14 protein-coding genes are annotated in these 26,962 nt (G+C 73.0%); 4 read left to right on the forward strand and 10 right to left on the reverse strand.

All coding sequences use genetic code 11. The features are described from left to right. Positions 1-26 precede the first annotated feature (26 nt). The 6 genes from ACZ4UX_RS13555 to ACZ4UX_RS13580 form a co-directional block, all read right to left on the reverse strand. Complete coding sequence (locus tag ACZ4UX_RS13555) at positions 27-1,241, reverse strand: acetate kinase (RefSeq protein ID WP_465706705.1); 1,215 nt, start codon at positions 1,239-1,241, stop codon at positions 27-29. Then, positions 1,238-3,409 carry a phosphate acetyltransferase gene (pta, locus tag ACZ4UX_RS13560; RefSeq protein ID WP_465706706.1) on the reverse strand — a complete coding sequence of 724 codons (2,172 nt, stop codon included), beginning with the start codon at positions 3,407-3,409 and terminating at the stop codon, positions 1,238-1,240. The genes ACZ4UX_RS13555 and pta overlap by 4 nt, the downstream gene beginning before the upstream one ends. Positions 3,410-3,643: 234 nt before the next feature. After that, on the reverse strand, positions 3,644-6,172 hold the full coding sequence (glgB, locus tag ACZ4UX_RS13565; RefSeq protein ID WP_465706707.1) for a 1,4-alpha-glucan branching protein GlgB: 2,529 nt from the start codon (positions 6,170-6,172) through the stop codon (positions 3,644-3,646). A gap of 105 nt (positions 6,173-6,277) precedes the next feature. Further along, the gene (locus tag ACZ4UX_RS13570; RefSeq protein ID WP_329489658.1) at positions 6,278-7,765 is read right to left on the reverse strand and encodes a maltokinase N-terminal cap-like domain-containing protein; all 1,488 of its coding nucleotides are present in this window, start codon (positions 7,763-7,765) and stop codon (positions 6,278-6,280) included. Positions 7,766-8,004: 239 nt separating this feature from the next. Further along, positions 8,005-9,729, reverse strand: coding sequence for a maltose alpha-D-glucosyltransferase (gene treS, locus ACZ4UX_RS13575; RefSeq protein ID WP_329489659.1), 1,725 nt, complete (start codon positions 9,727-9,729; stop codon positions 8,005-8,007). Next, positions 9,726-11,681 carry an alpha-1,4-glucan--maltose-1-phosphate maltosyltransferase gene (locus ACZ4UX_RS13580; protein WP_380387466.1) on the reverse strand — a complete coding sequence of 652 codons (1,956 nt, stop codon included), beginning with the start codon at positions 11,679-11,681 and terminating at the stop codon, positions 9,726-9,728. The genes treS and ACZ4UX_RS13580 overlap by 4 nt, the downstream gene beginning before the upstream one ends. Before the next feature lie 1,098 nt (positions 11,682-12,779). Here ACZ4UX_RS13580 and glgP point away from each other — a divergent pair. Beyond that, entirely contained in the window at positions 12,780-15,491 is a 2,712-nt protein-coding gene (glgP, locus tag ACZ4UX_RS13585; protein ID WP_359803090.1) for an alpha-glucan family phosphorylase, read from the forward strand. A 57-nt stretch (positions 15,492-15,548) separates the two neighbouring features. On the opposite strand, the gene ACZ4UX_RS13590 is transcribed toward glgP, so the two are convergent. From ACZ4UX_RS13590 to glgX, 4 genes are all read right to left on the reverse strand, one after another. After that, on the reverse strand, positions 15,549-16,301 hold the full coding sequence (locus tag ACZ4UX_RS13590; RefSeq protein WP_465706708.1) for a class I SAM-dependent methyltransferase: 753 nt from the start codon (positions 16,299-16,301) through the stop codon (positions 15,549-15,551). A gap of 128 nt (positions 16,302-16,429) precedes the next feature. Next, positions 16,430-18,307: an ABC transporter ATP-binding protein gene (locus ACZ4UX_RS13595; protein WP_465706709.1), complete on the reverse strand. Its 1,878-nt coding sequence runs from the start codon at positions 18,305-18,307 to the stop codon at positions 16,430-16,432. Continuing rightward, positions 18,304-20,139: an ABC transporter ATP-binding protein gene (locus tag ACZ4UX_RS13600; RefSeq protein WP_465706710.1), complete on the reverse strand. Its 1,836-nt coding sequence runs from the start codon at positions 20,137-20,139 to the stop codon at positions 18,304-18,306. The genes ACZ4UX_RS13595 and ACZ4UX_RS13600 overlap by 4 nt, the downstream gene beginning before the upstream one ends. A gap of 101 nt (positions 20,140-20,240) precedes the next feature. Continuing rightward, on the reverse strand, positions 20,241-22,445 hold the full coding sequence (gene glgX, locus ACZ4UX_RS13605; protein ID WP_465706711.1) for a glycogen debranching protein GlgX: 2,205 nt from the start codon (positions 22,443-22,445) through the stop codon (positions 20,241-20,243). Positions 22,446-22,734: 289 nt separating this feature from the next. Here glgX and ACZ4UX_RS13610 point away from each other — a divergent pair, with 289 nt between their 5' ends. The 3 genes from ACZ4UX_RS13610 (at position 22,735) to ACZ4UX_RS13620 (ending at position 26,942) form a co-directional block, all read left to right on the forward strand. Then, complete coding sequence (locus tag ACZ4UX_RS13610) at positions 22,735-23,970, forward strand: L,D-transpeptidase (RefSeq protein ID WP_396488493.1); 1,236 nt, start codon at positions 22,735-22,737, stop codon at positions 23,968-23,970. Between the two features lie 268 nt (positions 23,971-24,238). After that, positions 24,239-25,462 (forward strand): L,D-transpeptidase, encoded by a 1,224-nt coding sequence (locus ACZ4UX_RS13615; RefSeq protein ID WP_465706712.1) that lies wholly within the window; start codon positions 24,239-24,241, stop codon positions 25,460-25,462. Positions 25,463-25,664: 202 nt separating this feature from the next. Next, positions 25,665-26,942, forward strand: a complete 1,278-nt coding sequence (locus tag ACZ4UX_RS13620; RefSeq protein ID WP_465706713.1) for a L,D-transpeptidase — start codon at positions 25,665-25,667, stop codon at positions 26,940-26,942. Positions 26,943-26,962: the final 20 nt, after the last annotated feature.

Consider the following 26,962-nt stretch of genomic DNA (forward strand, 5'->3'; position numbering starts at 1 on the left):
ATCCCGAGGGGCGAGACGACGACGGCTCAGCCCCCGGACCGCCGGTGCACCAGGGCGAAGGCCTGACGCGCGATCTCCAGTTCCTCGTCGGTGGGGACCACGGCGACCGCGACCCGGCCGTACGCGGGCGAGATGATCCGGGCCTCGCCGGAGCGGACCGAGTTCAGCTCGGGGTCCACCGCGATGCCCAGCTCCTCCAGGCCGGCGGTGGCCGCGGCCCGCACCGGAGCCGCATTCTCGCCGACCCCGGCCGTGAACGCGATCGCGTCCACCCGGCCGAGCACCGCGTAGTAGCCGCCGATGTACTTGCGCAGCCGGTGGACGTAGGCCCGGAACGCCAGCTCGGCGTCGGCGTCCCCGCCCTCGGCCCGCCGCATGATCTCGCGCATGTCGTTGTCGCCGCACAGCCCCAGCAGGCCGCTGCGGCGGTTCAGCAGGTCGTCGATCTCGTCGATCGAGAGACCGCCGACCCGGTGCAGGTGGAACACCACGCCCGCGTCGATATCACCCGAACGAGTGCCCATCACCAGGCCCTCCAGGGGGGTCAGTCCCATCGAGGTGTCCACGCAGCGGCCCCCGGAGACGGCCGAGGCGGAGGCGCCGTTGCCCAGGTGCAGGACGATCACGTTCACCTCGGCCGGGTCCTTGCCGAGCAGCCGGGCGGTCGCCCGCGAGACGTACTGGTGCGAGGTGCCGTGGAAGCCGTAGCGGCGCACCCGGTGCTCGTCCGCGACGGCCTTGTCCACCGCGTACCGGGCCGCGTACTCGGGCATCGAGGCGTGGAAGGCGGTGTCGAAGACGGCGACCTGCGGCAGGTCCGGGCGCAGCGCCCGGGCCACCTCGATGCCGGTGATGTTGGCCGGGTTGTGCAGCGGCGCGACCGGGATCAGCCGGCGGATCTCGGTCAGCACCTCCTCGGTGATCACCGTCGGCTCGGTGAACCGCAGCCCGCCGTGGACCACCCGGTGGCCGATCGCGGCCAGCTCGGGGGAGTCCAGCCCGGTGCCGTCGGCGGCCAGCTCCTCGGCGACGGCCTTGAGGGCGGCGGAGTGGTCGGGGAAGACCTGGAGCGCCTCGCGCCGCTCGCCGGAGCGCGGGGTGTGCACCAGCCGGCCGTTCGCCTCGCCGATCCGCTCGACCAGGCCGGAGGCCAGCCGGGCGCCGTCCAGCATGTCGATCAGCTGGTACTTGACCGACGAGGAGCCGGCGTTCAGGACCAGGACGCGGGTGCCTTCACTCATGCCCGGACTCCTTCGGTGCGGTCCTGCGAGGGGGTGGCCGGGTCCTGCGGCCCGCCGTGTTCCTGCGACTGGATGGCGGTGATCGCGACGGTGTTGACGATGTCCTCGACCAGCGCGCCGCGCGAGAGGTCGTTGACGGGCTTGCGCAGCCCCTGGAGGACCGGGCCGACCGCCACCGCGCCGGCCGAGCGCTGGACCGCCTTGTAGGTGTTGTTGCCGGTGTTGAGGTCCGGGAAGATCAGCACGGTGGCCCGGCCGGCCACCGGCGAGCCGGGCAGCTTGGTGGCCGCGACATGGGCGTCCACCGCCGCGTCGTACTGGATCGGGCCCTCGACCAGGATGTCCGGGCGCAGCGCGCGGACCAGCTCGGTCGCCTTGCGGACCTTGTCGACGTCGGCGCCGGAGCCGGAGGTGCCGGTGGAGTAGGAGAGCATCGCGACCCGGGGCTCCACGCCGAACTGGGCGGCGGTGGCGGCGGACTGGATGGCGATGTCGGCCAGCTGCTGGGCGTCCGGGTCGGGATTGACCGCGCAGTCGCCGTAGACCAGCACCTTGTCGGCGAGGCACATGAAGAAGACCGAGGAGACGATCGCGGCGCCCGGCGCGGTCTTGATCACCTCGAAGGCGGGCCGGATGGTGGCCGCGGTGGAGTGCACCGCGCCGGAGACCATGCCGTCGGCGATGCCCTCCTGGACCATCAGGGTGCCGAAGTAGCTGACGTCCGTGACGACGTCCAGCGCCAGCTCCACGGTCATGCCCTTGTGGGCGCGCAGCCGGGCGTACAGCTCGGCGAACTGGCGGCGCAGCGGGCTGGTCGCCGGGTCGACGATCCGGACCTGGGCGCGGTCGGCCGCCGGGTCCTCCTGCGGGAGGTCGATGCCGAGGGCGGCGGCCTTGCGGCGGACGGTGTCGGGGTCGCCGAGGAGGGTGAGGTCGCAGATGTTGCGGCGGAGCAGCACCTCGGCGGCGCGCAGCACCCGTTCCTCGGCGCCCTCCGGGAGGACCACGTGCCGGCGGGCGCCCCGGGCCCGCTCCAGCAGCGCGTGCTCGAACATCATCGGGGTGACCCGCTCGGACCGGCCGACCTCGATCCGGTTGGTCAACTCGGCCGTGTCCACGTGGAGTTCGAAGAGGCCCAGGGCGATCTCGGCCTTCCGCGGGCTGGCCGAGGTGAGCTTGCCCTCCAGATGGGTCAGGGCGGCGGCGGTGATCCAGCTGCCCTCGGGGACGACGGCGACCGGAGTGCCGGGGGCCAGCCGGGCGGCCAGCGCCATCACGTTCGGGCCGGGGTGCTGGCCGAGCGTCAGCAGCACGCCGGCGATCGGCGGGGCGCCGGCGGCGTGCGCGGCCAGCGAGCCGATCAGCAGGTCGGCGCGGTCCCCGGGGGTGACCACCAGGGCGCCCTCGGTCAGCGCGTCCAGGAAGGTCGGCAGCATGGCGCCGCCGAAGACGAAGCCGCGGACGTCCCGGGCCAGCCCGGCCGCGTCCCCGGTCAGGACCTCGGCGCCGGTGGCCTCGACCAGCTGGGCGACGGTCGGCGCGGCCAGCGCCGGCTCCTCGGGAATGACGTACGCGGGGATCGGCAGCTTCTCGCCGAGGGTGCGCTGGATCCGCTGCTTGGCGCCGGGCGCGACCCGGTTGGCGACCATCGCGAGGGTCTCGCAGCCGAGGTCGGTGTAGGCGCGGTGGGCGTTGCGGACCTCGGCGATCACCGCCGCCGGGTCCTCGGAGTGGCCGCCGACCACCGGCAGCACGGCGGCGCCGAACTCGTTGGCGAGGCGGGCGTTGAAGGCCAGCTCGTCGGGGATGTTGGTGTCCGCGAAGTCGGTGCCCAGCACCAGCACCGCCTGGCAGCGCCGCTCCAGCGCTCGGAACCGGTCGACGAGGGTGGAGACCAGCTCGTCCTGGCCCTGGGCGGCCTGCAGGGCGGCCGCCTCCTCGTAGGTGAGCCCGTACAGCTCGGCGGTGGGCAGGTCGACCCGGTAGCGGGTGCGCAGCAGTTCGACGACGTGGTCGGAGCCCCGCTCGCCGGGCGCGTGCGCGTGCACCAGCGGCCGGAACACCCCGACCCGGTCCACCTGGCGGGTGAGCAGTTCCATGACCCCGAGTTCGACGGCCTGCCGGCCGTCCCCTCGGTCGATCCCGGTCACGTACACGCTGCGCGCCACGTGGGTCTCTCCGTCCCGTCGTCTCAGAGGATGGTCATATCGACCATACCTTCGCACCGGGAACGGACGTCCGCGAGCAGAGGGCCCCCGGCCGGGGCAAGGGACGAAGGTCACGTCGGGACGGGCCGGGGGTCAGCCCGCGACGGGTTGGAGCGCGGTGGCCCTCGGCCTCCGGCGGGGAGCCCGGGGGCCGGTCGGTGCCGGGTCCGACGGCCCGGCACCGACCGGGCGTGCTCAGACCGGGCGGAGCCAGACGGTGGCGAGGGGCGGCAGGACGAGTTCGGCGCTGCGGGGCTGGTCGTTCCAGGGGACGGACTCGGTCTTCACCGGGTGGGAGTTGCCGACGCCGGCGCCGCCGTAGGTCTCGGCGTCGGTGTTCAGCACCTCCTCCCAGAGCTGCTCGCGGCCGTCGAGGGCGGGCAGGCCGACCCGGTGGCCGTGCCGCACGACGGGGGAGAAGTTGCAGACCGCGACGAGCGGGGAGCCGTCGGCGGCGTACCGGACGAAGGAGAGCAGGTTGTCCTCGGCCGCGCCGCCGTCCAGCCAGCGGAAGCCGTCCGGCGTGGTGTCCTGCTCCCAGAGCGCCGGGGCGTCGAGGTAGCGGCGGTTGAGGTCGCGGACCAGCCGGCGCATCCCGAGGTGCTCCCCGGCGGCCGGCCAGGACTGCTCGTCGAGCACCCACCACTGCGGGCCCTGCTCGTGGTCCCACTCCGACCCCTGGGCGAACTCCTGCCCCATGAAGAGGAGTTGCTTGCCCGGGTGGGCCCACATGAAGCCCAGGTAGGCACGCTGGTTGGCGCGCTGCTGCCACCAGTCGCCGGGCATCTTGGAGACCAGCGCCTGCTTGCCGTGCACCACCTCGTCGTGCGAGATCGGCAGCACGTAGTTCTCGGAGTAGGCGTACACCATCGAGAAGGTGATCTCGTTGTGGTGGTACTTGCGGTGCACCGGCTCCTTGGACATGTAGACCAGCGAGTCGTGCATCCAGCCCATGTTCCACTTCAGGCCGAAGCCCAGGCCGCCGCTGTCGGTGGGCCGGGTGACGCCCTCCCAGGCGGTCGACTCCTCGGCGATGGTGAGCACGCCGGGGCAGCGCCGGTAGACGGTGGCGTTCATCTCCTGGAGGAAGGCGGCCGCGTCCAGGTTCTCCCGGCCGCCGTACTGGTTGGGTGTCCAGGCGCCGCCCTCGCGGGAGTAGTCGAGGTAGAGCATCGAGGCGACGGCGTCCACCCGCAGGCCGTCGATGTGGAACTCCTCGCACCAGTACACCGCGTTGGCGACCAGGAAGTTGCGCACCTCGGTGCGGCCGTAGTCGAACTCCAGGGTGCCCCAGTCGGGGTGCTCCGCGCGCAGCGGGTCGGCCGGCTCGTACAGCGGCTCGCCGTCGAAGCGGGCGAGGGCGAAGTCGTCCTTGGGGAAGTGCGCGGGCACCCAGTCGACGATCACGCCGATGCCGTGCCGGTGCAGGGTGTCGACCAGGTGGCGGAAGTCGTCGGGGCTGCCGAGCCGGGCGGTGGGGGCGTAGTAGCCGGAGACCTGGTAGCCCCAGGAGCCGCCGAAGGGGTGTTCCATCACCGGCATGAACTCCACATGGGTGAAGTTCAACTCCTTGAGGTAGCCGGGCAGTTCGTCGGCGATCGCCCGGTAGCTGGTGAGGTCGGGCCGCCAGGACGGCAGGTGCAGCTCGTAGACCGACATCGGCGCCCGGTGGTGCGCGGCGCGGGCCCGGCGCTCCATCCACTCGTCGTCCTGCCAGCGGTAGGAGGAGGAGGTGACGACCGAGGCGGTGCCCGGCGGGCACTGCGCGGCCCGGGCCAGCGGGTCGGCCTTGTCGAGCACCCAGCCCTGCCGGGTGTGGATCTCGTACTTGTACTGGGTGCCCTCGGCCAGGCCCGGGACGAACAGCTCCCAGACGCCGGAGGAGCCGAGCGAGCGCATCGGGTGCGCGGTGCCGTCCCAGTGGTTGAAGTCCCCGATCAGCCGGACGCCCGCCGCGTTCGGCGCCCAGACCGCGAAGGCGGTGCCGGGCACCCCGTCGACGGTGCGCACGTGCGAGCCGAGCGCCCGCCAGAGCTGCTCGTGCCGGCCCTCGGAGATCAGGTGCAGGTCCAGCTCGCCGAGGGTGGGCGCGATGCGGTAGCCGTCGTGCTGGCTGAGCGGCTCGCTGCCGGGGTAGCTGACCAGCAGCCGGTAGTCGGGCACCTCGGTGCCGGCCAGCAGGCCGGTGAAGAGGCCGTTCTGCTGGTGGGTGAGTTCGGCGGGGCCGTGCGCGGTCTCCACCACCACCCGCTCGGCGAACGGGCGCAGCACCCGGATCGCGGTGCCGCCGTGCACCGGGTGGGCGCCGAGCAGGCCGTGCGGGTCGTGGTGCATGCCGCCGACCAGCCGGTCCACCTCGCTCGGCGGCAGCGGTGCCTCGGGCAGCCGCAGCGCCCCGGGCGGGGCGGCCGGTCCGTCGGGGAGGCCCTCCGGAGTGGCGACGGGGGCGATGGAGGCGGCAGGGGCGGCAGCGGCGGCGGGGGTTCCGTCGGGGGCGCTCCCCGCGGCGTCTCCGGCCGCGTGGCCGGCGGTGTTGCCGGCCGGGTCCGTGGCCGCGTTCGTGGCCGCGCGGGCGGCGGCGCCGTCCGGGCCGCCGTCGGGCGCCGGGCGGCGCGGTTCGGCCCGCCGGGCCGCCGAGGGCTCGCGCTGGGCGGAGTCCGGGCCCGCCAGGAAGGTGGCAGGCACGGTACGGGGGGTGCGGCCGGGCGGGTCGAGCGGCGTCACGGCGTGGTCCTCCTGCGGAATCGGGGTGGCCGGGGGCGTCGGTGGCGGGCGGGCGTTCTCGGGGGCGGGGGCGGGGGCGGGTGCGGAGCCGGTCTGGCGGGGCCCTCAGACGGTCAGGGCCAGCCGGTTGATCGCGGCCAGCGGGATCGGCAGCCAGCCGGGCCGGTGGCGGGCCTCGTAGACCACCTCGTACACCGCCTTGTCGATCTCCAGGGCGCGCATCAGCTCGGGCGAGGCGGCCGGGTCGGTGCCGCCGCCGGCGGTGTAGCCGGCGCAGAAGGCGGTGCGGTTGCGCTGGGCCCAGGCGGCGGCGAGGTGGGCCAGCTCCGGGTCGGGCGGTGCGCCGGCCAGCAGGTGGGCGGCCGCGTAGTCGAAGGAGCGGAGCATCGCGGCGACGTCGCGCAGCGCGGTCTGCGGTTCGCGCCGCTCGGCGACGGACTTGGCCGGCTCGCCCTCGAAGTCCAGCAGCACCCAGCCGTGCGGGGTCCGCATGGCCTGTCCGAGGTGGAGGTCGCCGTGGATCCGCTGGACCGGCATGCCGTCCGGGTGGGCGTCGGCGAGCTGCTGGAAGGCGGCGCGCAGGGCGGACCGGTAGCGGAGCAGCCCGGGCACGGCGGCCACCGCGCTGTCCAGCCGGTCGGCCATCGCGGTCGCCAGCTGCCGGGTCTGGGTGCGGTCCAGCCGGGCGACCGGCATCGAGCGGGCCAGGACCCGGTGGACCTCGGCGGTGGCCCGGCCGAGCCGGTGCGCCTCGATCGCGAAGTTGCCGGGGGACGGGTCGCCCTTGAGCCGTCCGACCTGGTCCAGGGCCAGCTCCCAGCCGTCCTCGGCCTCCGGCAGGTAGCGCTGGAGCAGGCCGAGAGTGGCCGGTTCCGCGCGCTCCAGCCGGCTCTCGAACCAGGCCGCGACCCGGGGGATGCGGGTGGAGCCGGCCCGCGAGAGCGCCAGCGACAGCTCCAGGTCGGGGTTGGTGCCGGGGTGGATGCGGCGGAAGAGCTTGAGGATGTACGCGGTGCCGTAGATGACCGAGCTGTTGGACTGCTCCGCGGTGGAGGCGCGACCGGGCAGGTTGGTGGGCAGCCCGGAGCCGGGGGTGCGGCGGAACGACAGCGAGCCGAACCGGTCGCCGGTGGCCAGGTGCTCCAGCAGCCGCCCGGTCAGCTCGGGATCGTGCACCGCGTCGTAGAGCGCCGCGCCGTCGTACGGGCCCTGGTTGAGCCGGCCCAGGACGGCGCTCGGCTCGATGTCGGCCGTCCCCGCGGAGCGGATGCCGAGCAGCAGCTGGTAGATGTCCCCGTGCGGCGCGCCCGCGGTGGTGGCGTGCTCGACCCGCAGCAGCAGGTGCAGCAGGGCCGGGTCGCCGACCTGGAGCGGGGTGCCGACCACGGGGGTGAGGCCGGTGATGGGCCGTCCCTTGCCGGCGTACCAGCGCTGGGTGGGGAGCCACTCGGCGATCAGGGGCAGGGCCGCCTGGACGAGTTCGCTGACCCCCAGAGCGGTTCTCCGGGCCGCGGCGCCGCGGGAGCCCACCGGCGCGGGGCCGGTGGGGGTGTCGCGGTGCAGATCGGCTTGAGAACGGGAGGTTTCGGACATGACTCCCTTTCCCCGGAAGCGGGCGGACTGCCCGACGGGTCTGGCCGGGTCCGTCAGTCTTCCGGATTTCGGCGGCGCGGCGGCGACGGCACGCGAGCGGTGCTCAGGTGTCACGCCTTCGTGTAAGTGGCCGTTGGGCTGTTCTCCGTACGCGGTGGTGCAGAGACCTCCGGGGGCGCGGGGTGTTCAACTCTCGCGCCCCCGGAGGGTTTGGTGGAACGGGTGCTCCTGACGGATCGTTACTTCGATCGCCTGGCGCTGCTGAGGCGCGGGGGCTGCCGGAGCTGGAACCAGTAGAAGCCGTGCCCGGCGAGGGTGAGCAGGTACGGCCACTCACCGATCGAGGGGAAGCGCACCCCGCCGATCAGCTCGACCGGGTACCGCCCTCCGAACTGCCGCAGGTCGAGTTCGGTCGGCTGCGCGAACCGCGAGAAGTTGTTCACGCACATGACCAGGTCGCCCTCGTGCTCCCGCACGAAGGCCAGTACCGCGGGATTGCTGGAGGGCAGCTCGGTGTAGGTGCCGAGGCCGAACGCCGAGTTGAGCTTGCGGATCTCGATCATGCGACGCGTCCAGTGCAGCAGTGAACTCGAACTGCTCTGCTGCGCCTCGACGTTGGTCACCTGGTAGCCGTACACCGGATCCATGATGGGCGGCAGACTGAGCCTGCCCGGGTCGGCGGACGAGAAACCCGCGTTGCGGTCCGGGGTCCACTGCATCGGCGTGCGCACGCCGTCCCGGTCCCCCAGCCAGATGTTGTCGCCCATGCCGATCTCGTCCCCGTAGTAGAGCACCGGGGAGCCCGGCAGGGAGAGCAGCAGGGCGGTGAACAGTTCGATCTGGTTGCGGTCGTTCTCCAGCAGCGGGGCGAGCCGGCGGCGGATGCCCACGTTGGCGCGCATCCGGGGGTCCTTGGCGTACTCCGCGTACATGTAGTCGCGCTCCTCGTCGGTGACCATCTCCAGGGTCAGCTCGTCGTGGTTGCGCAGGAAGATGCCCCACTGGCAGCCGTGCGGGATGCGCGGGGTCTTGGCGAGGATCTCCGACACCGGGTAGCGGGACTCCCGGCGGACCGCCATGAAGATGCGCGGCATCACCGGGAAGTGGAACGCCATGTGGCACTCGTCGCCGCCGGAGGCGAAGTCGCCGAAGTAGTCGACGACGTCCTCCGGCCACTGGTTGGCCTCGGCGAGCAGCACGGTGTCGGGGTAGTCGGCGTCGATCTCCTTGCGGACCCGCTGGAGGAACTCGTGCGTCTCCGGCAGGTTCTCGCAGTTGGTGCCCTCGCGGGCGAACAGGTACGGCACGGCGTCCAGCCGGAAGCCGTCGATGCCGAGGTCGAGCCAGAACCGCAGCCCGGCGATCATCTCGTCCTGGACGCGGGGGTTGTCGTAGTTGAGGTCCGGCTGGTGGGAGAAGAACCGGTGCCAGAAGTACTGCTTGCGCACCGGGTCGTAGGTCCAGTTGGAGGTCTCGGTGTCGACGAAGATGATCCGGGCGTCCGGGTACTGCTTGTCGTCGTCGGCCCACATGTAGAAGTCGCCGTACGGGCCGTCCGGGTCCTCCCGGGAGGCCTGGAACCAGGGGTGCTGGTCGCTGGTGTGGTTCATCACGAAGTCGATGACCACGCGCATGCCGCGCAGGTGCGCGGCGTCGACGAACTCCATGAAGTCGGCGAGGTCGCCGAACTCCGGCAGGACCGACTTGTAGTCCGCGACGTCGTACCCGCCGTCGCGCAGCGGCGAGGCGAAGAACGGCGGCAGCCAGAGGCAGTCGACCCCGAGCCACTGGAGGTAGTCGAGCTTGGACGTGAGCCCCCTGAGGTCCCCGATCCCGTCGCCGTTGCTGTCCTGGAAGGACCGCACCAGCACCTCGTAGAAGACCGCACGTTTGAACCACTCGGGGTCCAGGTTCTTCTTCGAGGTCTCGGGGAAGGTGTCGGGGACGGGCTCGTTCACTGTCACGCTGGGTTCCTCCGAACCGTGAGGAGGTGAGCCGGCTCGGCTGAGGGATCGAGCCGGACGTAGTTGTGCCGGCCCCAGGTGTAGGCGGCGCCGGTGAGCTCGTCGTGCACCGCGAACGGGCCGTCCCCGTCGAGGGTGACGGTGGCCTCCTGGGCGTGGTGCGGGTCGAGGTTGACGACCGTGATGACGTGGTCCGTCAGGCCCTCGGTCGTGGTGGCGGTCTTGGAGAAGGCGAGTACCTGGTCGTTGTCGGTCGGGTGGAAGCGCAGGCCGCGCAGCTGCTGGAGCGAGGGGTGCCGGCGGCGCAGCCGGTTCAGCACGGTGAGCAGCGGGGCCAGGGAGTCGGTGCGGGTCCAGTCGCGGGGTCGCAGTTCGTACTTCTCGGAGTGCAGGTACTCCTCCGAACCCGGGTGGGCCGGCTCGTTCTCGTACAGCTCGAAGCCGGCGTAGACGCCGTAGCTGGGGGAGAGGGTGGCGGCCAGTACGGCACGGATCGCGAACGCCGCCCGGCCGCCGGTCTGCAGGTACTCGTGCAGGATGTCCGGGGTGTTGGCGAAGAAGTTGGGCCGCATGTAGGAGGCGGCGTCGCCGGCGAGCTCGGTGAGGTATTCGGTGAGCTCCTGTTTGGTGGTGCGCCAGGTGAAGTACGTGTACGACTGGTGGAAGCCGATCTTCCCGAGGGTGTGCATCATCGCCGGCCGGGTGAAGGCCTCGGCCAGGAAGACCACGTCCGGATCGGTGCGGGCGATGTCGGCGAGCACCTTCTCCCAGAACAGCACCGGCTTGGTGTGCGGGTTGTCGACCCGGAAGATCCGCACGCCGTGGCTCATCCAGAACCGCAGGACCCGGAGGGTTTCCTTGACGATTCCGTCCATGTCCTGATCGAAGTTGATCGGATAAATGTCCTGGTACTTCTTCGGGGGGTTTTCGGCATAGGCGATGGTGCCGTCGGCGCGGTGGCTGAACCACTCCGGGTGCTTGTTGACCCAGGGGTGGTCCGGCGAGCACTGCAGCGCGAAGTCCAGGGCCACCTCCAGGTGCAGCGCCGCCGCCTCGGCGACGAAGTGGTCGAAGTCCTCGATGGTGCCGAGGTCCGGGTGGACGGCGTCGTGGCCGCCCTCCGGCGAGCCGATCGCCCAGGGTGAGCCGACGTCGTGCGGACCGGCCGTCAGGCTGTTGTCCGGCCCCTTGCGGAAGGCTCGCCCGATCGGGTGGACCGGCGGCAGGTAGACCACGTCGAAGCCCATCGCGGCGACGGCGGGCAGCCGCTCGGCGGCGGTGCGCAGGGTGCCCGAGCGCGGCGGCTCGACGCCGGAGGGGTCGACCACCGCGCCCTCCGAGCGGGGGAAGAACTCGTACCAGGAGCCGTACAGCGCGCGCTCGCGGTCCACCTGGAGCGGCAGCGGGCGGGAGGCGCTCACCAATTCGCGCAGCGGGTAGCGGGCCAGCAGGTCGAGCACCTCGGGGGCGAGCGCCGCGGCCAGTCGGGACAGCGGCGGCAGACCGGCGTCGCGCAGGGCGTCCACCGCGGCCAGGATGTGTGCCCGGCCCTCCTTCTTCGGCACGCCGCCCGCGGCCCGCTCCAGCAGCAGCGCGCCCTCCTCCAGCACCAGCGCGGTGTCGATCCCGGCGGGCAGCTTCACCGCGGCCACCTTGCGCCAGGTGGCCAGCGGGTCGCTCCACGCCTCCACCAGGTAGGACCAGCGGCCGGGCGCGGTCGGGGTGACCTGCGCGCCCCAGCGGTCGGTGCCCTCGGCGAGTTCGCGCATCGGCGTCCACGGGCCGCTGCGGCCGCGCGGGTCGCGCAGGACGACGTTGGCGTTCACCGCGTCGTGGCCCTCGCGGAACACGGTGGCGGTGACCGCGAAGGTCTCGCCGACCACCGCCTTGGCCGGGCGACGGCCGGCGTCGACGAGGGGGCTGACGTCCAGGACGGGGATGCGGCCGATCACGGTGTCGCTCTCTGTCGTCTTGCGGGCGGCTGGCTTGCGGGCTGGGGTCTTGGCGGCGGTCTTGGCGGCCGGCTTGGCGGCGGGTCCGGTCGCGGACCCGCCGGCGGCCGTGGTGCGGGCGGGTGCCCGCCGGGGCGCCGGGCCGGCCTTCGCGGCGGCGCCCGTTCCGGAGCCGGCGATCGTCCCGGTGCCGGCGGTGGTGACCTCGGCGCCGGTGGCGGCGGTGCGACGCGTGGTGGTGCGCCTGCGGGGTGCCGCCGGCCGGCTCTCCTCGGTCCCGGGTTGTCGGGCCGGTTCGGACGGCTGCTCCGGACGGTCGGCCGCGGCGCCCCGGGGTCCCGGCATCGCCGCGTCTGTCCGAGTGTCAGAATCCATCCGTCCGGCGGATTCCGCGACCGCTGCGTCGTGGCTTTCGGCCACCGGTGTGGACTGGTCCCGCGTGTCGCCGTGCATGCCAAACTCCTGCCCGAGATCGGCGGCAGCTCCCGCGGGCCGGGCCGGCCGGGGGGAGTACCGGGAGGACTGCTGGGTGGGGAGGACGTGCGACCGGAAGCCTGCCCGCGCCGCCGTCCCCGGCAACCTGCCCCGCTCCCGCCGAGCCCCTGGCGGGGCGCCCGAGAGCCCGCGCGCGTCCCGGCGCACGCCTCTCGGGGCACGCCCCTGGGCGACCCAACCCACCCGTGAACGAGCAGGCCGAGTCCCAGGACACGCGGCGGCGCGCGGTGAGCGCCGAATGGGCTAAGGAGGTTGGGAATCGATCAACGCGAAAAGGATTCGGACGTGCTGCTTCAAGGAGGGCGCCACCCGTCGCCGCACTCCCCGCAGCATCCACGACCTTGGTTCATAGTCGCACCGGCGACCGGACTTTTGCAGCGGTACGACAGTAGTTTCGGGCTTTGTCCGGGGCGGCTCCGCCGGTGGAAATGGATCTGTTCCGCAATGTTCACGCATTGGTAGCGCGATCCGCCGGAACGTGCGCCGCGCGCGCCCCCTGTGCAGCCCAATGCGCCGAATGCGATCTCATCAATAGCCCGAACGGAGGCTCAATAGTCCACTTGACGCACCCTCATGACAGCCGCCGGGGCTACGCTTCACGCCGTGAAGGCAATCCGCAGATTCACCGTCCGCACTGTCCTGCCCGAACAACTCCAGCCGTTGCACGAGCTGGCCCTCAACCTGCGCTGGTCCTGGCATCCCGAGACCAGGGACCTCTTCCGGTCCGTGGACCCGGAGGTCTGGGCGGCCACGGGGGAGGACCCGGTGCGCCTGCTGGGCGAGGTCCCGGCCGCGCGGCTCGCCGCGCTGGCCACCGACCGCCGGTTCCTGCGCAGACTCGGCGACCTCGCCGACGACCTGCGGGAGTACCTGGCAGGACCGCGTTGGTACCAGGCCGCCCAGCACGGCCTCGACCAACCGGTCGCCGATGCCGCGCAGCCCACCGCCATCGCCTACTTCTCGCCCGAGTACGGCATCGCCGCGGCGCTGCCCCAGTACTCCGGCGGCCTCGGCATCCTGGCCGGCGACCACCTCAAGGCGGCCAGCGACCTCGGCGTGCCGATCATCGGCGTCGGGCTGTTCTACCGGCACGGCTACTTCCGGCAGTCCCTCAACCGGGACGGCTGGCAGCAGGAGCGCTACCCGCTCCTCGACCCGGACGAACTCGCCGTCACGCTGCTCCGGGAGAGTGACGGCACCCCCTGCCGGATCGACCTCGCGCTGCCCGGCGGCCGCACCCTCGCCGCGCACGTCTGGCGGGCCCAGGTCGGGCGGGTGCCGCTGCTGCTGCTCGACTCCGACATCGAGGCCAACTCGGCCGCCGAGCGCGACGTCACCGACCGCCTGTACGGCGGCGGCAGCGAGCACCGGCTGCTCCAGGAGATGCTGCTCGGCATCGGCGGCGTCCGTGCGGTGCGCGCCTACTGCCGGCTCACCGGCCACCCCGCGCCCGAGGTCTTCCACACCAACGAGGGCCACGCCGGCTTCCTCGGGATCGAGCGGATCCGCGAGCTGATCACCGACGGTCCGGCCGAGCCCGGTCTGGACTTCGCCGCCGCCCTGGAGGCCGTCCGGGCCGGCACCCTGTTCACCACCCACACGCCCGTCCCGGCCGGCATCGACCGCTTCGACCGGGACCTGGTCGCCCGCCACTTCGGCGGCGACGCGGCACTGCCCGGCGTCCCGGCCGACCAGGTGCTCGCGCTCGGCGCCGAGACCTGGCGCGGCGGGGATCCGAAGCTGTTCAACATGGCGGCGATGGGCCTGCGGCTCGCCCAGCGCGCCAACGGCGTCTCGACCCTGCACGGCGAGGTCAGCCGGTCCATGTTCAACGGACTCTGGCCGGGATTCGACGCCGCGGACGTCCCGATCACCTCGGTCACCAACGGCGTCCACGCGGCGACCTGGATCGACCCGGCGGTCGTCCGGCTCGGCGCCGCCGAGATCGGCGCCGACCGCGCCGAGGACGCCATGACCACCGGGGACGCCAAGCGCTGGACGGGCCTGGAGCGGATCGGCAACAGCGAGATCTGGGAGCTGCGCCGCAGCCTGCGCGCCCAGCTCGTCGACGAGGCCCGCCACCGGCTGCGCGCCTCCTGGCGCCAGCGCGGCGCCGGCGAGGCCGAGCTCGGCTGGGTCTCCTCGGTGCTCGACCCGGACGTGCTCACCATCGGCTTCGCCCGCCGGGTGCCCTCCTACAAGCGGCTCACCCTGATGCTGCGCGACCAGGAGCGGCTGCGCGCCCTGCTGCTGAGCCCGACCAGGCCGGTGCAGATCGTGGTCGCCGGCAAGGCCCACCCGGCCGACGACGGCGGCAAGCGGCTGATCCAGCAGATGGTCGCCTTCGCCGACGACCCGGCCGTCCGGCACCGGATCGTCTTCCTGCCGGACTACGACATGGCGATGGCCCGCCACCTCTACCCGGGGTGCGACGTCTGGCTGAACAACCCGCTGCGCCCGCTGGAGGCCTGCGGCACCTCGGGGATGAAGGCCGCGCTGAACGGCTGCCTCAACCTGTCCGTCCTGGACGGCTGGTGGGACGAGTGGTACGACGGCCAGAACGGCTGGGCGATCCCCACCGCCGACGAGAGCGCCGGCGTCCTCGACCCGGAGAGCGGCGAGGCCGAGCGGCGGGACGACATCGAGGCCGCCGCACTGTACGACCTGATCGAGCACCAGGTGGCCGCCCGGTTCTACGACCGGGGCGCGGACGGGCTGCCGCACCGCTGGATCGCCATGGTCCGGCACACCCTGGTCACCCTCGGGCCCAAGGTGCTGGCGGGGCGGATGGTCCGCGAGTACGTCGAGCGGCTGTACACCCCGGCGGCGCTGGCCCAGCGGGAGCTGGCGGCGGCGGTGCCCGGCGGGCCGGTGACCGGCCCGTACGCGGGGGCCCGCGAGCTGGCCGGCTGGAAGGCCAAGGTCCGGGAGGCCTGGCCGGCCGTCCGGGTCGAGCACGTCGAGGCGGAGTGCCCGGACGAGGCGCAGGAGCTGGGCAGCTCGCTGGCGCTGCGGGTGCAGGTCGCGCTCGGCGCGCTGGAGCCCGGTGACGTGGAGGTGCAGGTGGTCTCCGGCCGGGTGGACGAGTCGGACGGCATCTCGGACGCCTGCCTGCTCGCCCTCAAGCCGGTCGGCGGGCCGGACCTCGACGGGCGCACCCGCTACGAGGGCTCGCTGGAGCTCTGCCGGACGGGCCCGTTCGGGTACACCGTCCGGGTGCTGCCTGCCCATCCGCGGCTGGCCTCGCCGGCCGAGCTGGGCCTGGTGGCGCTGCCGCCGGAATCCACCGGAATGGACGCGGGGCTGCTGCGCTGAACGGGTGGGGAGGGCCGGTCGGTCCGGCTCTCCCCACCCCGCCCGGCCGGGCGGGGCCTAGCGGACGGCGGCGACCAGGGAGTCGGTGACGGAGCGCCAGGCCACCCCGGCCTCGCGGAACCCGGTCTCGACGAGCCGGGCGGTGTGCCAGTCGGCGGGGTGCACGTCGCCCTGGGCGTGCGAGCCGTAGAGCGCGTTGCGGGCGGCGACCTCCTCGGCGAGCAGCGGGTCGGCCGCGGCCGCCGCCCACCAGCCGGCCCAGTCGAGCACGCCGTCGGCCCGCTCGCGTTCCTGGCGCCGCTGCTGGAAGGCCTCGTCGGCCGCGGTGAGCAGCGGGATCGTCGACTCGGGTGTGTGGTCGGCGTTGAGGAAGACGCCCCCGGGGCGGACCAGCTCGGCGAGGTCCCCGTACAGCCGGACGAGGTCGTCGGTGGGCAGCCAGTGCAGGGCGGTGGCGGTCACCACGGCGTCGAACGGGCCGGGCGGGAGCCGGGTGGCCCAGTCCGGGTCCTTGAGGTCGGCGGTCACCAGGGTGAACCGGGGCTCGTCGGCGAAGATGCCGCGGGCGATGGCCATCAGCGCCGGGTCCTGGTCGACGCCGACGCTGACCGCGCCGGGCAGCCGGGCGAGCAGTCGTTCGCTGATGCTGCCGGTGCCGCAGGCCAGGTCGAGGACGCGCGGCTCGGGGCCGGCGACCGCCTCGACGACGTCCAGCATGGCGCGAAACCGCTCCTCGCGGTCGGGCAGGTACCACTCCTGCTGGCGGTCCCAGCTGCGCTGCCAGTCCTGCCAGTGCGTCCGGTCGGTCACGTCCGCTCCCTAGGTCGTCGGCCTGCGGACCGGTGCGGGCCGGTGCGGCCCGGTCGGTCCCGGGAACGACTCTAGGCCCTTTCGGTAATGGATGAAAGGGCCTAGAGGCTATTACCCGCGCGGCGCGGTCAGACCAGGCTGTCCCGCCAGGCCTGATGCAGCTCGGCGAAGCGGCCGGAGCCGTCGATCAGCTCCTGCGGGGTGCCGTCCTCGACGATCCGGCCCTGGTCCATCACCAGGACGCGGTCGGCGATCTCGACGGTGGAGAGCCGGTGGGCGATGATCACGGCCGTCCGCCCGGCCAGCACGGTGCGCATCGCCCGCTGGACGGCCTGCTCGCCGGGCACGTCCAGCGAGCTGGTCGCCTCGTCCAGGATCAGCACCGCCGGGTCGGCCAGCAGCGCTCGGGCGAAGGCGACCAGCTGGCGCTGGCCGGCCGAGATCCGGCCGCCGCGCTTGCGCACATCGGTGTCGAAGCCCTCCGGCAGCGCGGCGACGAACTCGTACGCGCCGATGTCCCGGGCGGCCTGCTCGACCTCCGCGCGGGAGGCACCCGGACGGCCGATCGCGATGTTCTCGGCGACGGTGCCGGAGAACAGGAACGACTCCTGCGTCACCATGACCACCCCGCGCCGCAGTTCCGGCGTGGCGAGGTCGCGCAGGTCCACCCCGTCGAGGCTGATCCGGCCGTCGGTCGGGTCGTAGAAGCGGGCCAGCAGCTTGGCGACCGTCGACTTGCCCGCGCCGGTCGCCCCGACCACGGCCACGGTCTGGCCGGCCGGCAGGACCAGGTCGAAGGCGGGCAGCACCTCCTTGCCGGAGCGGTAGCCGAAGGCGGTCTTCTCGAAGTGCACCTCGCGCCCCTTGGCCGCGGCGGTGGACCGCTGGGCCGGGAGCTCCTTCGGCTCGGCGGGCTCCGCGACGGTCGGCTCGTGGGCGAGCAGGCCGGCGATCTTCTCCAGGGCGGCGGCGGCCGACTGGTAGCTGTTCAGGAACATCGCGAGCTGGTCGATCGGGTCGAACAGGCGGCGCAGGTAGAGCACGAAACCGGTGAGCACGCCGAGCTCGACCGCGCCGTCGGTGACCAGGAAGGCGCCGAGCAGCACCACACCGGCGCTCCAGACGTTCGCGGTGGCGCGGGAGAGGCCGACGTAGCGGGCGATCTCCAGCAGGCCGTCCGCCGTGGCGGCGGCCGACTGCCGGTTGACCACGGAGAACGCGGCGTCGTTGGCCCGCTCGCGGCGGAAGGCCTGGACGGGGCGGATGCCGTTCATGGTCTCGGTGAAGCGCACGATCAGCGAGGCGGCCGAGGTGCGCGAGCGGCGGTAGACCCGGCGGGAGCGGCTCCGGAACGAGCGGGCGATCAGGAACAGCGGGACGAACGAGGCCAGCGAGACCAGGCCGAGCCGCCAGTCCATCACCAGCAGCAGCACCGAGATGTAGAAGACCGAGAGGAAGACGGTCAGCAGCTCCTGGAGGCCCTCGGAGAGCAGCTCGCGCAGCGCGTCCACGTCGGAGGTGGCGCGGGAGATGATCCGGCCCGAGGTGTACCGCTCGTGGAAGTCCAGGCTGAGCCGCTGGGCGTGCCGGAAGATCCGGCCGCGCAGCTCCAGCAGGATGTCCTGGTTGATCCGGGCGCTGATCTTGATGAACGCCCACTGCAGCACGGTGCTGATCAGCGCGCAGGAGAGGTAGGCGGTGATCACCGCGACCAGCGGGCCGGCGTCGTGGTCGCGCAGTGCCGGGATGCCCCGGTCCATGGCGATCGCCACCAGCAGCGGACCGGACTGCAGCGCCGCCTGCTGGAGCAGGATCACCACCATCGCGACGGTGATCCGGGCCCGGTGCGGGCCGAGCAGCGCGCGCAGCAGCGCCCGGGGCGCGCCGGGCGGGACGGGGATGTCCTCCTCGTCGGCCGGGGGCGCGGGCAGCTCCTCCTCCGGCGCGGCCTTCGCCGCCTCCGTGGACTTCGCCGACTTCTCGGCGGGTTCGAGCGTGGTGGTCATCGGGCGGCGCCCCTCTCCGGTACCAGGGCGGCGTCGCCCGACATCAGTTCGCGGTAGCGCGCCGAGCTGCGCAGCAGCTCCTGGTGGGTGCCGACGGCCTCGATCCGGCCGTCCGAGAGCACCGCGACGCGGTCGGCGAGCAGCACGGTGCTCGGCCGGTGGGCCACCACCAGCGCGGTGGTGGAGCCGAGCACCTGCCGCAGGGCCCGCTCGACGAGCGCCTCGGTGTGCACGTCCAGCGCGGAGAGCGGGTCGTCCAGGACGAGGAAGGCCGGGGCGCCGACCACCGCGCGGGCCAGCGCCAGCCGCTGGCGCTGGCCGCCGGAGAGGCTGAGGCCCTGCTCGCCGACCTCCGTCCCGGCGCCGTCGGGCAGCTTCTCGACGAAGCCGGCCTGGGCGGTGGCCAGTGCGGCGGCGAGCTGCTCGGGGCCGGCGCCGGGCGCGCCCATCAGCACGTTCTCCCGGACGGTGGCGGAGAACAGGGTCGGCTCCTCGAAGGCGACCGAGACCAGCTCGCGCAGCCGCTCGCGGGACAGCTCGCGGATCGGGCGGCCGTCCAGCGTGATGGTGCCGGCGGTGGCGTCGTACAGCCGGGGGAGCAGCGCGGTGAGCGTGGTCTTGCCGCTGCCGGTGGCACCGACCAGGGCCATCGTCTCGCCGCTGCGGATGTGCAGGTCGATGCCCCGGAGCAGGTCGGGGGTGTCGGGCGGGGCGTCCGGGTAGCGGAAGCGGACGCCGGTGAGCCGGATGCCGTCGGGGGCGGCGCCCGGCGTCGTGGCGGTGGCCGTGGTGTCGGCGGCGTCGGCCGGGGCCGGCTCGGTGTCGTCGTCCGGCAGCGGCTCGTCCAGCACCTCGAAGAAGCGGTCGGCGGCGGTGGCGGCCTCGTTGGCGTAGGCGAGCAGCCAGCCCAGCGACTCGACCGGCCAGCGCAGCGCGAGCGCGGTGGAGAGGAAGGCGACCAGGGTGCCGGTGCTCAGCTCGTCGTGCGCGACCAGGTAGCAGCCGACCGCGAGGGCGCAGCCGAGGGCCAGCTCGGGCAGGCCGACGATGACCGCCCAGAGGTTGGCGAGCAGGCCGGCCTTGCGCAGCTCGGTCCGGCGCAGGTCGTGCGTCCGGGCCCGGAAGCGGTCGGCCATCGACCGGTGGCGGCCGAAGGCCTTGAGGATGCGGATGCCGAGGATGGACTCCTCGATCACGGTGGCGAGGTCGCCGTTCTGGTCCTGGGCGAGCCGGGCGGCGCCGGAGTAGCCGGCCTCGAACCGCCGGGTCAGCACCATCAGCGGGACGGAGGGCGCCAGCACGATCAGGGCCAGCCGCCAGTCCTGGGTGAACATCAGGGCGGTGCCCGCGAGGAAGGTCGCGGTGTTGACGATCAGGAAGACCAGCGGGAAGGCCAGGAACAGCCGCATGGTGTACATGTCGGAGGTCGCCCGGGAGAGCAACTGGCCGGAGCCCCAGCGGTCGTGGAAGGAGATCGGCAGCCGCTGCAGCCGGGCGAAGAGGTCGCCGCGCATCGCCGTCTCCACCCCGGCCAGGGGTTTGGCGAGGATGACCCGGCGGGCGTAGAACAGGGCCGCCTCGAAGAGCCCGAGCGCCAGGAGCAGGCCGATCAGCGGCCAGAGCGCGCCGACGTCGTGGTCGGTGATCGGTCCGTCGACGATTCGGCCGAGAACGATCGGGACGAGCAGCACGCTGAGCGCGGCGAACAGCGCGGCGGCGACCGAGGCGGTCAGCCGCCAGCGGATCGCGCGGGCGTAGGGCCACAGGCGCAGCAGCGAGCGGACCGTCGACCGGTGGGCGGACGTGGGGGCGGGGGCTTGGTTCTCGGCCATCGCCGTGAGCGTAGGTCGGGCCCGCGTCATTTCTCATCAGGTTTTTCGCACCTGTCGTCGAGAACCGGCCACCGGTGGCCGGGACGCGTGGGGTGCGGGGGTCAGCGAGGGGCGGGTGCGCGCAGCAGGCGCAGCGAGTGCCCGCCGAGCAGGGCGGTGTCCGGGGAGGGGAGCGGGCCGTTCTCCTCGCTCGCGGTGTCCAGCACCGTCTCGTACCGCGCGTCCGGCGCGGCCCAGGGTTCGCCGGGCAGCGTGAAGGCCACCGGGTCGGGGCCGGTGTTGAGCAGCAGCAGGAAGCTGTCGTCGCGCAACGGGCGTCCGTGCTGGTCGCGTTCGGACATCGCGGTGCCGGAGAGCAGCATCCCGAGGCAGGCCGTGGGGGCGAACCAGTCGGCCTCGGTCATCTCCTTGCCGCGGGGGGTGAACCAGGCCAGGTCCGGCTGGCCGCCGGGGGTGGCGGCCCGGCCGGAGAAGAACGCCCGCTGCCGCAGCACCGGGTGGGCGCGGCGCAGCCGGACGAGGCGGGCGGTGAGGTCGCGCAGCCCGGCCCAGTCGCGGTCGGCCAGCAGGGACCAGTCCAGCCAGCTGATCTCGTTGTCCTGGCAGTACGCGTTGTTGTTGCCGCGCTGGGTGCGGCCGAACTCGTCCCCGGCGGTGATCATCGGGACGCCGGTGGAGAGCAGCAGGGTGGCCATCAGGTTGCGCAACTGGCGCAGGCGCAGGGCGTGGACGGCCGGATCGGTGGTCTCCCCCTCGGCGCCGTGGTTCCAGGACCGGTTGTCGTCGGTGCCGTCCCGGTTGGCCTCGCCGTTGGCCTCGTTGTGCTTGCGGTCGTAGGAGACCAGGTCGCGCAGGGTGAAGCCGTCGTGCGCGGTGATGAAGTTGACCGAGGCGTAGGGGCGCCGGCCGCCGCGCTGGTAGAGGTCGGAGGAGCCGGAGAGCCGGTAGCCGAGCTCGCGGACGTCCGGGCGGGCGCCGCGCCAGAAGTCCCGCACGGTGTCCCGGTACTTGTCGTTCCACTCGGCCCACAGCGGGGGGAAGCCACCGACCTGGTAGCCGCCCGCGCCGACGTCCCAGGGCTCGGCGATCAGCTTGACCCGGCTCAGCACCGGGTCCTGGGAGACGGCGGCGAGGAAGGGGTGGTCCATCTCGACGCCGTCGCTGCCGCGGGCGAGCGCGGCGGCGAGGTCGAAGCGGAAGCCGTCCACGCCCATCTCGGTCACCCAGTACCGCAGCGAGTCGGTGATCAGCCGGATCACCTGCGGCCGCCGGGTGTCCAGGGTGTTGCCGCAGCCGGTGTAGTCGGCGTAGCCGCGCGGGCGGTTCAGCGGCAGCCGGTAGTACCCGGCGTTGTCGATGCCCCGCAGCGAGAGGGCGGGGCCCAGCTCGGCGCCCTCGGCGGTGTGGTTGTAGACCACGTCGAGGACGACCTCGATGCCGGCGGCGTGCAGCGCGCGCACCATCCGCTTGAACTCGCCGACCTGGCCGCCGCGGCTGCCGGAGGAGGAGTAGCCGGCGTGCGGGGCGAAGAAGCCGACGGTGTTGTACCCCCAGTAGTTGCTCAGGCCGCGGGCCTGGAGGTGGTCCTCGCTGGCGTACTGGTGCACCGGCAGCAGCTCGACGGCGGTGACGCCGAGCCCGGTGAGGTGGGCGATCGCGGCGGGGTGGGCGAGGCCCGCGTAGGTGCCGCGCAGCTCCGGCGGCACCTCGGGGTGGCGCATGGTGAAGCCGCGCACGTGCAGCTCGTACAGCACGGTCTCGGCCCAGGGGGTCTTCGGGCGGTGGTCGTCGTACCAGTCGTCGTCGTCGTGGACCACGACGGACCTGGGCACGTAGCGGGCCGAGTCGCGGTTGTCCCGGACGGTGTCGGCGACGTCGGCCTCGGGCCAGTTGCGGACGGCGGAGCAGACCGCGTCATGGGAGGTGTAACAGCCGTCGACGGCCCGGGCGTAGGGGTCGAGCAGCAGCTTGGCCGGGTTCCACCGGGCGCCGGTCCACGGGTCCCAGCGGCCGTGGACCCGGAAGCCGTAGCGGGTGCCCGGGCGGACGCCGGGCAGGAAGCCGTGCCAGGTCTGGAAGTTCTGCTCGGTGAGGCGGTGTCTGCTCTCCTGGCCGTCCTCGTCGAAGAGGCAGAGGTCGACCGCCTCGGCGCCGGCCGCCCAGAGCGCGAAGTTGGTGCCCTGGCGGCCCTGGGCATCGGTGCGGAAACGGGCGCCGAGCGGCTGCCAGCTGCCGGGCCACGGTGGCTCGGTGCCGGTACCGCCGCGCGGCCGCACTCCGGCTTCCAGCTCCTGCCCTGACGCCATGGCCCTACCCTCCCTGGGCGGGGTGTCCCGGACCCCGTTCACCTTCTCTTTCCCTGATCCTGCTGATCGGAAGCCGCTGAACGGTGGCTTACCGGCGGATGGCGGCCGGGGGCCGCGCGCCGCGGGGGCGGTTCGGGCACGCCGCCCGGGCCCGCGCCGCGGCCACCACCGGGTCGCCGGCCGCCCGGTGGTGGGCCGCCGGAGTGAGGTTCACCCGGCGGTCCGCGTGTCCTGCCGGGATTGCCCTCGTTGTCCGGGGTATCGGACGGAAACGGCGGGAGGCCCCGGAATGCGGCCCCGAGTACTGGTGTGGGCGCGCCGTGCGGCAGCGCTGGGGTGGAGCCTGGCGGTGCTGACGGGGTGCGCCGGCGGGGGCGGTCCGGCGGCCGGCCCGGCCCAGGACGCGGCGGCCCCGGGGCACACGGCCCCGCCGGCCCCCTCCCGGGCGGCGATCACCGCTCTGCCCGCCGACGGCGCCGAGGACGTCCCGCCGGACGGCGCGGTCCGGGTCTCGGTGGCCCAGGGCCGGCTGGTCTCCGTCCGGCTGGCCGACGCGAAGGGCACCGAGGTGGCCGGGACGCTCTCCCCGGACGGTGCGAGCTGGGCGCCGAACGGCCCGCTGCCGCTCGGCACCGCGTACACCCTGGACTCGGTGGCCGAGGACGACCAGGGCCAGAAGGCGAACCAGCACACGGACTTCTCGACGGTGGCCCGGGCGCACACCTTCGTCGCCTTCTTCACCCCGGAGGACGGCTCCACGGTCGGCGTCGGCATGCCCGTCTCGCTGCGCTTCAGCCGCCCGATCACCGACCGGGCGGCCGTCGAGCGGGCGGTGACGGTGACGGCCGACCCGCCGGTGGAGCTGGCCGCGCACTGGTTCGGCACCCAGCGGCTGGACGTCCGGCCGAAGGCCTACTGGGCGGCCGGCACCAAGGTCGCGGTGGCGCTGCGGCTCAAGGACGTGCAGGGGGCGCCGGGCGCGTTCGGCACCCAGACCAAGGACGTCCGGTTCACCGTCGGCCGGGCCCAGGTCTCCACGGTGGACCTGGACGCCCACACCCTGACCGTGCGGGCCGGGGCGGGCGGCAAGGTGGTGCGCACGCTCAAGGTGTCCGGCGGGGACCCGAAGCACACCACCTACCGGGGCGTGCTGGTGGTCTCCGAGAAGTACCGCACGACCAGGATGAACTCGCAGACCGTCGGGATGGGCGACGAGTACGACATCAAGGACGTCCCGCACGCGATGCGGCTGACCACCTCCGGCACCTTCATCCACGGGAACTACTGGGCCGACCCGGCGGTGTTCGGCGCGGCCAACACCAGCCACGGCTGCATCGGCCTGGCCGACGCCAAGGGCGGGACGAGCAAGGACACCCCGGCGGGCTGGCTGTTCGAGCACACCATCCCCGGGGACGTGATCGAGGTGAAGGCGGCCACCGGGGACGCCGTCCCGCCGAGCAACGGGTTCAACGGCTGGAACCTGCCCTGGGCCCAGTGGGTCGCGGGCAGCGCGATCGAGCGCTGAGCCACCGGCCCCCGGCCCCGGCTGCGGGGCGGTGACCCTCCCGCCGGTCTTCACCGCTGTTCCACCTGTGATTCACCGCACTCCCCCCGGGGTTCACTCATTCGGCCCAGCTATCCTGCTTGCCGCGCCGAAGACCGGCGCGGAAGATCGCCGGTCCGGTGCAACCCGTCCGGGCGAACACGCGTCCATCTGGATGGACACCGGGAGGGGAGAAACCGTGAAGCCGGTTTTGGCGGACGACGCCGCGATAGGAACCACCAGCCGTCGGATGCGCCGCGGCGCAGTGGCGCTCGCGATGGGCGGGGTACTGCTGCTCACTGCGGCATGTGGGGACGACAAGGGCAGTGACGGGGGCAGCGGCGGGGGTGACGCGGCCGCCACGGCGGGTGCCAACGGTGGGGGCGCTCCGGCGCCCGGCCAGAGTTCGGCGGCGCCGAAGACCTCGGCCGCGGTGCTGACCGTCGAGCCGAAGGACGGTGCCCAGGACGTCTCGCCGACCAACGCGCTGGCCGTCTCGGTCGCGAGCGGCAAGCTCACCACCGTCGAGGTCACCGACAAGGAGGGCAAGCCGGTCGCCGGGGCGATCACGCCGGACGGCTCCGGCTGGAAGCCCAGCGCGCCCCTGGCCGTCGGCATGGTCTACAAGGTGAGCGCGCAGGCCCAGGACGCCGAGGGCCTGGTGACGGCGTCGACGACCTCGTTCACCACGCTGACCCCGGCGAAGACGATCTCCACGAACGACAACATCGCCGACAACGCCACCTACGGCGTCGGCATGATCGTCTCGGTGGTCTTCAACAAGGACGTGAAGAACAAGGAGGCCGTGGCGAAGGGGATCACCTTCGAGACCAGCGACGGCGCCGCCACCGAGGTGAAGGGCCACTGGTTCGGCACCAAGCGGCTGGACTTCCGCCCGGCCGAGTACTGGAAGCCGGGGACGAAGGTCACCATCCACTACCGGCTGAAGAACGTCGAGGTCGCCCCCGGCATCTACGGCGACGTGGACAAGGACGAGCCGTTCACCATCGGCCGCTCCCAGGTCTCGACGGCCGACTCGGCCGCCCACACGATGACGACCGTCCGGGACGGCAAGAGCACCACGGTGCCGGTCACCCTCGGCGCCGACGCGACCCCCTCGTGGGGCGGCACCATGGTGATCATGTCCAAGGAGAAGGTCACCCGGATGAACTCGCAGACCGTCGGTCTCGGCGGCGAGTACGACATCCAGGACGTCCCGCACGCGATGCGGCTCACCACCTCCGGCACCTTCGTGCACGGCAACTACTGGGCCAACCCCTTCGGCAAGTCCAACGCGAGCCACGGCTGCGTCTCGATGGCCGACGAGAAGGGCGGCAGCGACACCTCGGTGGCGGGCAAGTTCTTCAACGACTCGCTGGTCGGCGACGTGGTGAAGATCGTGAACACCAAGGAGAAGACCGTCGCGCCCGACAACGGCCTCGGCGGCTGGAACATCGGCTGGGCCAACTGGTAGGTCCGGCGACACACGCTCTACCCCGGCGGCAGCCCCGGTAGTCCCGGTTCGACGACGACCGGCCCGATCCTCACTCGTTGGGGTCGGGCCGGTCGTCGTTCGTGGCGTGATCGTCGCCCGGATGGCGCAACCTTTCCGGTGGATGGCGCGTGTATCTGTCGAGTCCCCTCGTGGTCGAGCGGGATCAACGGGAGGAGTCGACATGAGGTCGATACGGACAGTGGTGGCCGCCGGTCTGATGGGCGGCGCGCTGGTGCTGACCAGCGCGTGCGGCGGGGGCGACGGCGCGGCCGGGGGGAGCGCGGCCAAGGCGGACCTGGGGGGCGCGGCGGGCGTCGCGGCGACCGCCTCCGGGCCGGCGTCCGGAGCGGCACCGGCCTCCGGGGCGGCGCCGGCCGATGCCCCCGCGTCGACCCCGGCGGCGCCGAAGGTGTCGGCGGCGGTGCTGGACATCCAGCCGAAGAACGGCGCGGTGGACGTGGCCCCGAGCGGCGCGCTCAAGGTCGCGGTGGCGGGCGGCAAGCTCACCACGGTCAAGGTGAGCGACCGGACCGGCAAGGAGGTCGCCGGGACGATCGCCGCCGACGGCGGCAGCTGGACGCCGACGGCCGGCCTGGCGGTCGGCACCGCCTACCAGGTGAGCGCGATGGCGGCGGACGCCAACGGCGTGGTCGCCTCGGCGGACAGCGGCTTCACCACGCTGACGCCCGAGCGCGAGGCGAAGGCGAGCGACAACGTCGAGGACAACGCCACCTACGGGGTCGGCATGATCGTCTCGGTCGACTTCGACAAGGACGTGAAGAACAAGGAGGCGGTCGCCAAGGGCATCACCTTCGAGTCCGACAACGGCACCGTGGTGAAGGGCCACTGGTTCGGTAACCGCCGGCTGGACTTCCGCCCCGAGGCGTACTGGAAGCCGGGGACGAAGGTCACCGTCCACTACCGGCTGAAGAACGTGGAGCTCGCCCCCGGCGTCTACGGCGGCGTGGACCGGGACGAGCCCTTCACGATCGGGCGATCGCAGGTCTCGACGGTTGACGCGAAGACGCACAGGATGACGGTGGTCAACGACGGCAGGAGCTCCGTCGTCGACATCACCTCCGGCTCCACGGAGCACCCCACCTGGAACGGCACCATGGTGGTGATGTCCAAGGAGGGTGTGGTGCGGATGCAGTCCAGCAGCATGCCCGGGATGACCGGGGACCCGTACGACCTCCAGGTGCCGCACTCGATGCGGCTGACCACGTCCGGCACGTACGTACACGGCAACTACTGGAGCAGCGCCTTCGGCAAGGACAACGTCAGCCACGGCTGCGTCGGCCTCAAGGACGTCAAGGGCGGCGGCGACGGCACCTCGGCGGGCACCTTCTACGACGGCTCGCTGATCGGCGACATCGTGACGGTGCAGAATTCCTCGCGCGGCACGGTGGCTCCGGACAACGGCCTCAGCGGCTGGAACCTGGCCTGGAGTGCCTGGTAGGAGGCGGTTTGCGGCAACCC

The sequence above is a fragment of the Kitasatospora sp. NPDC028961 genome (genome assembly GCF_055564815.1).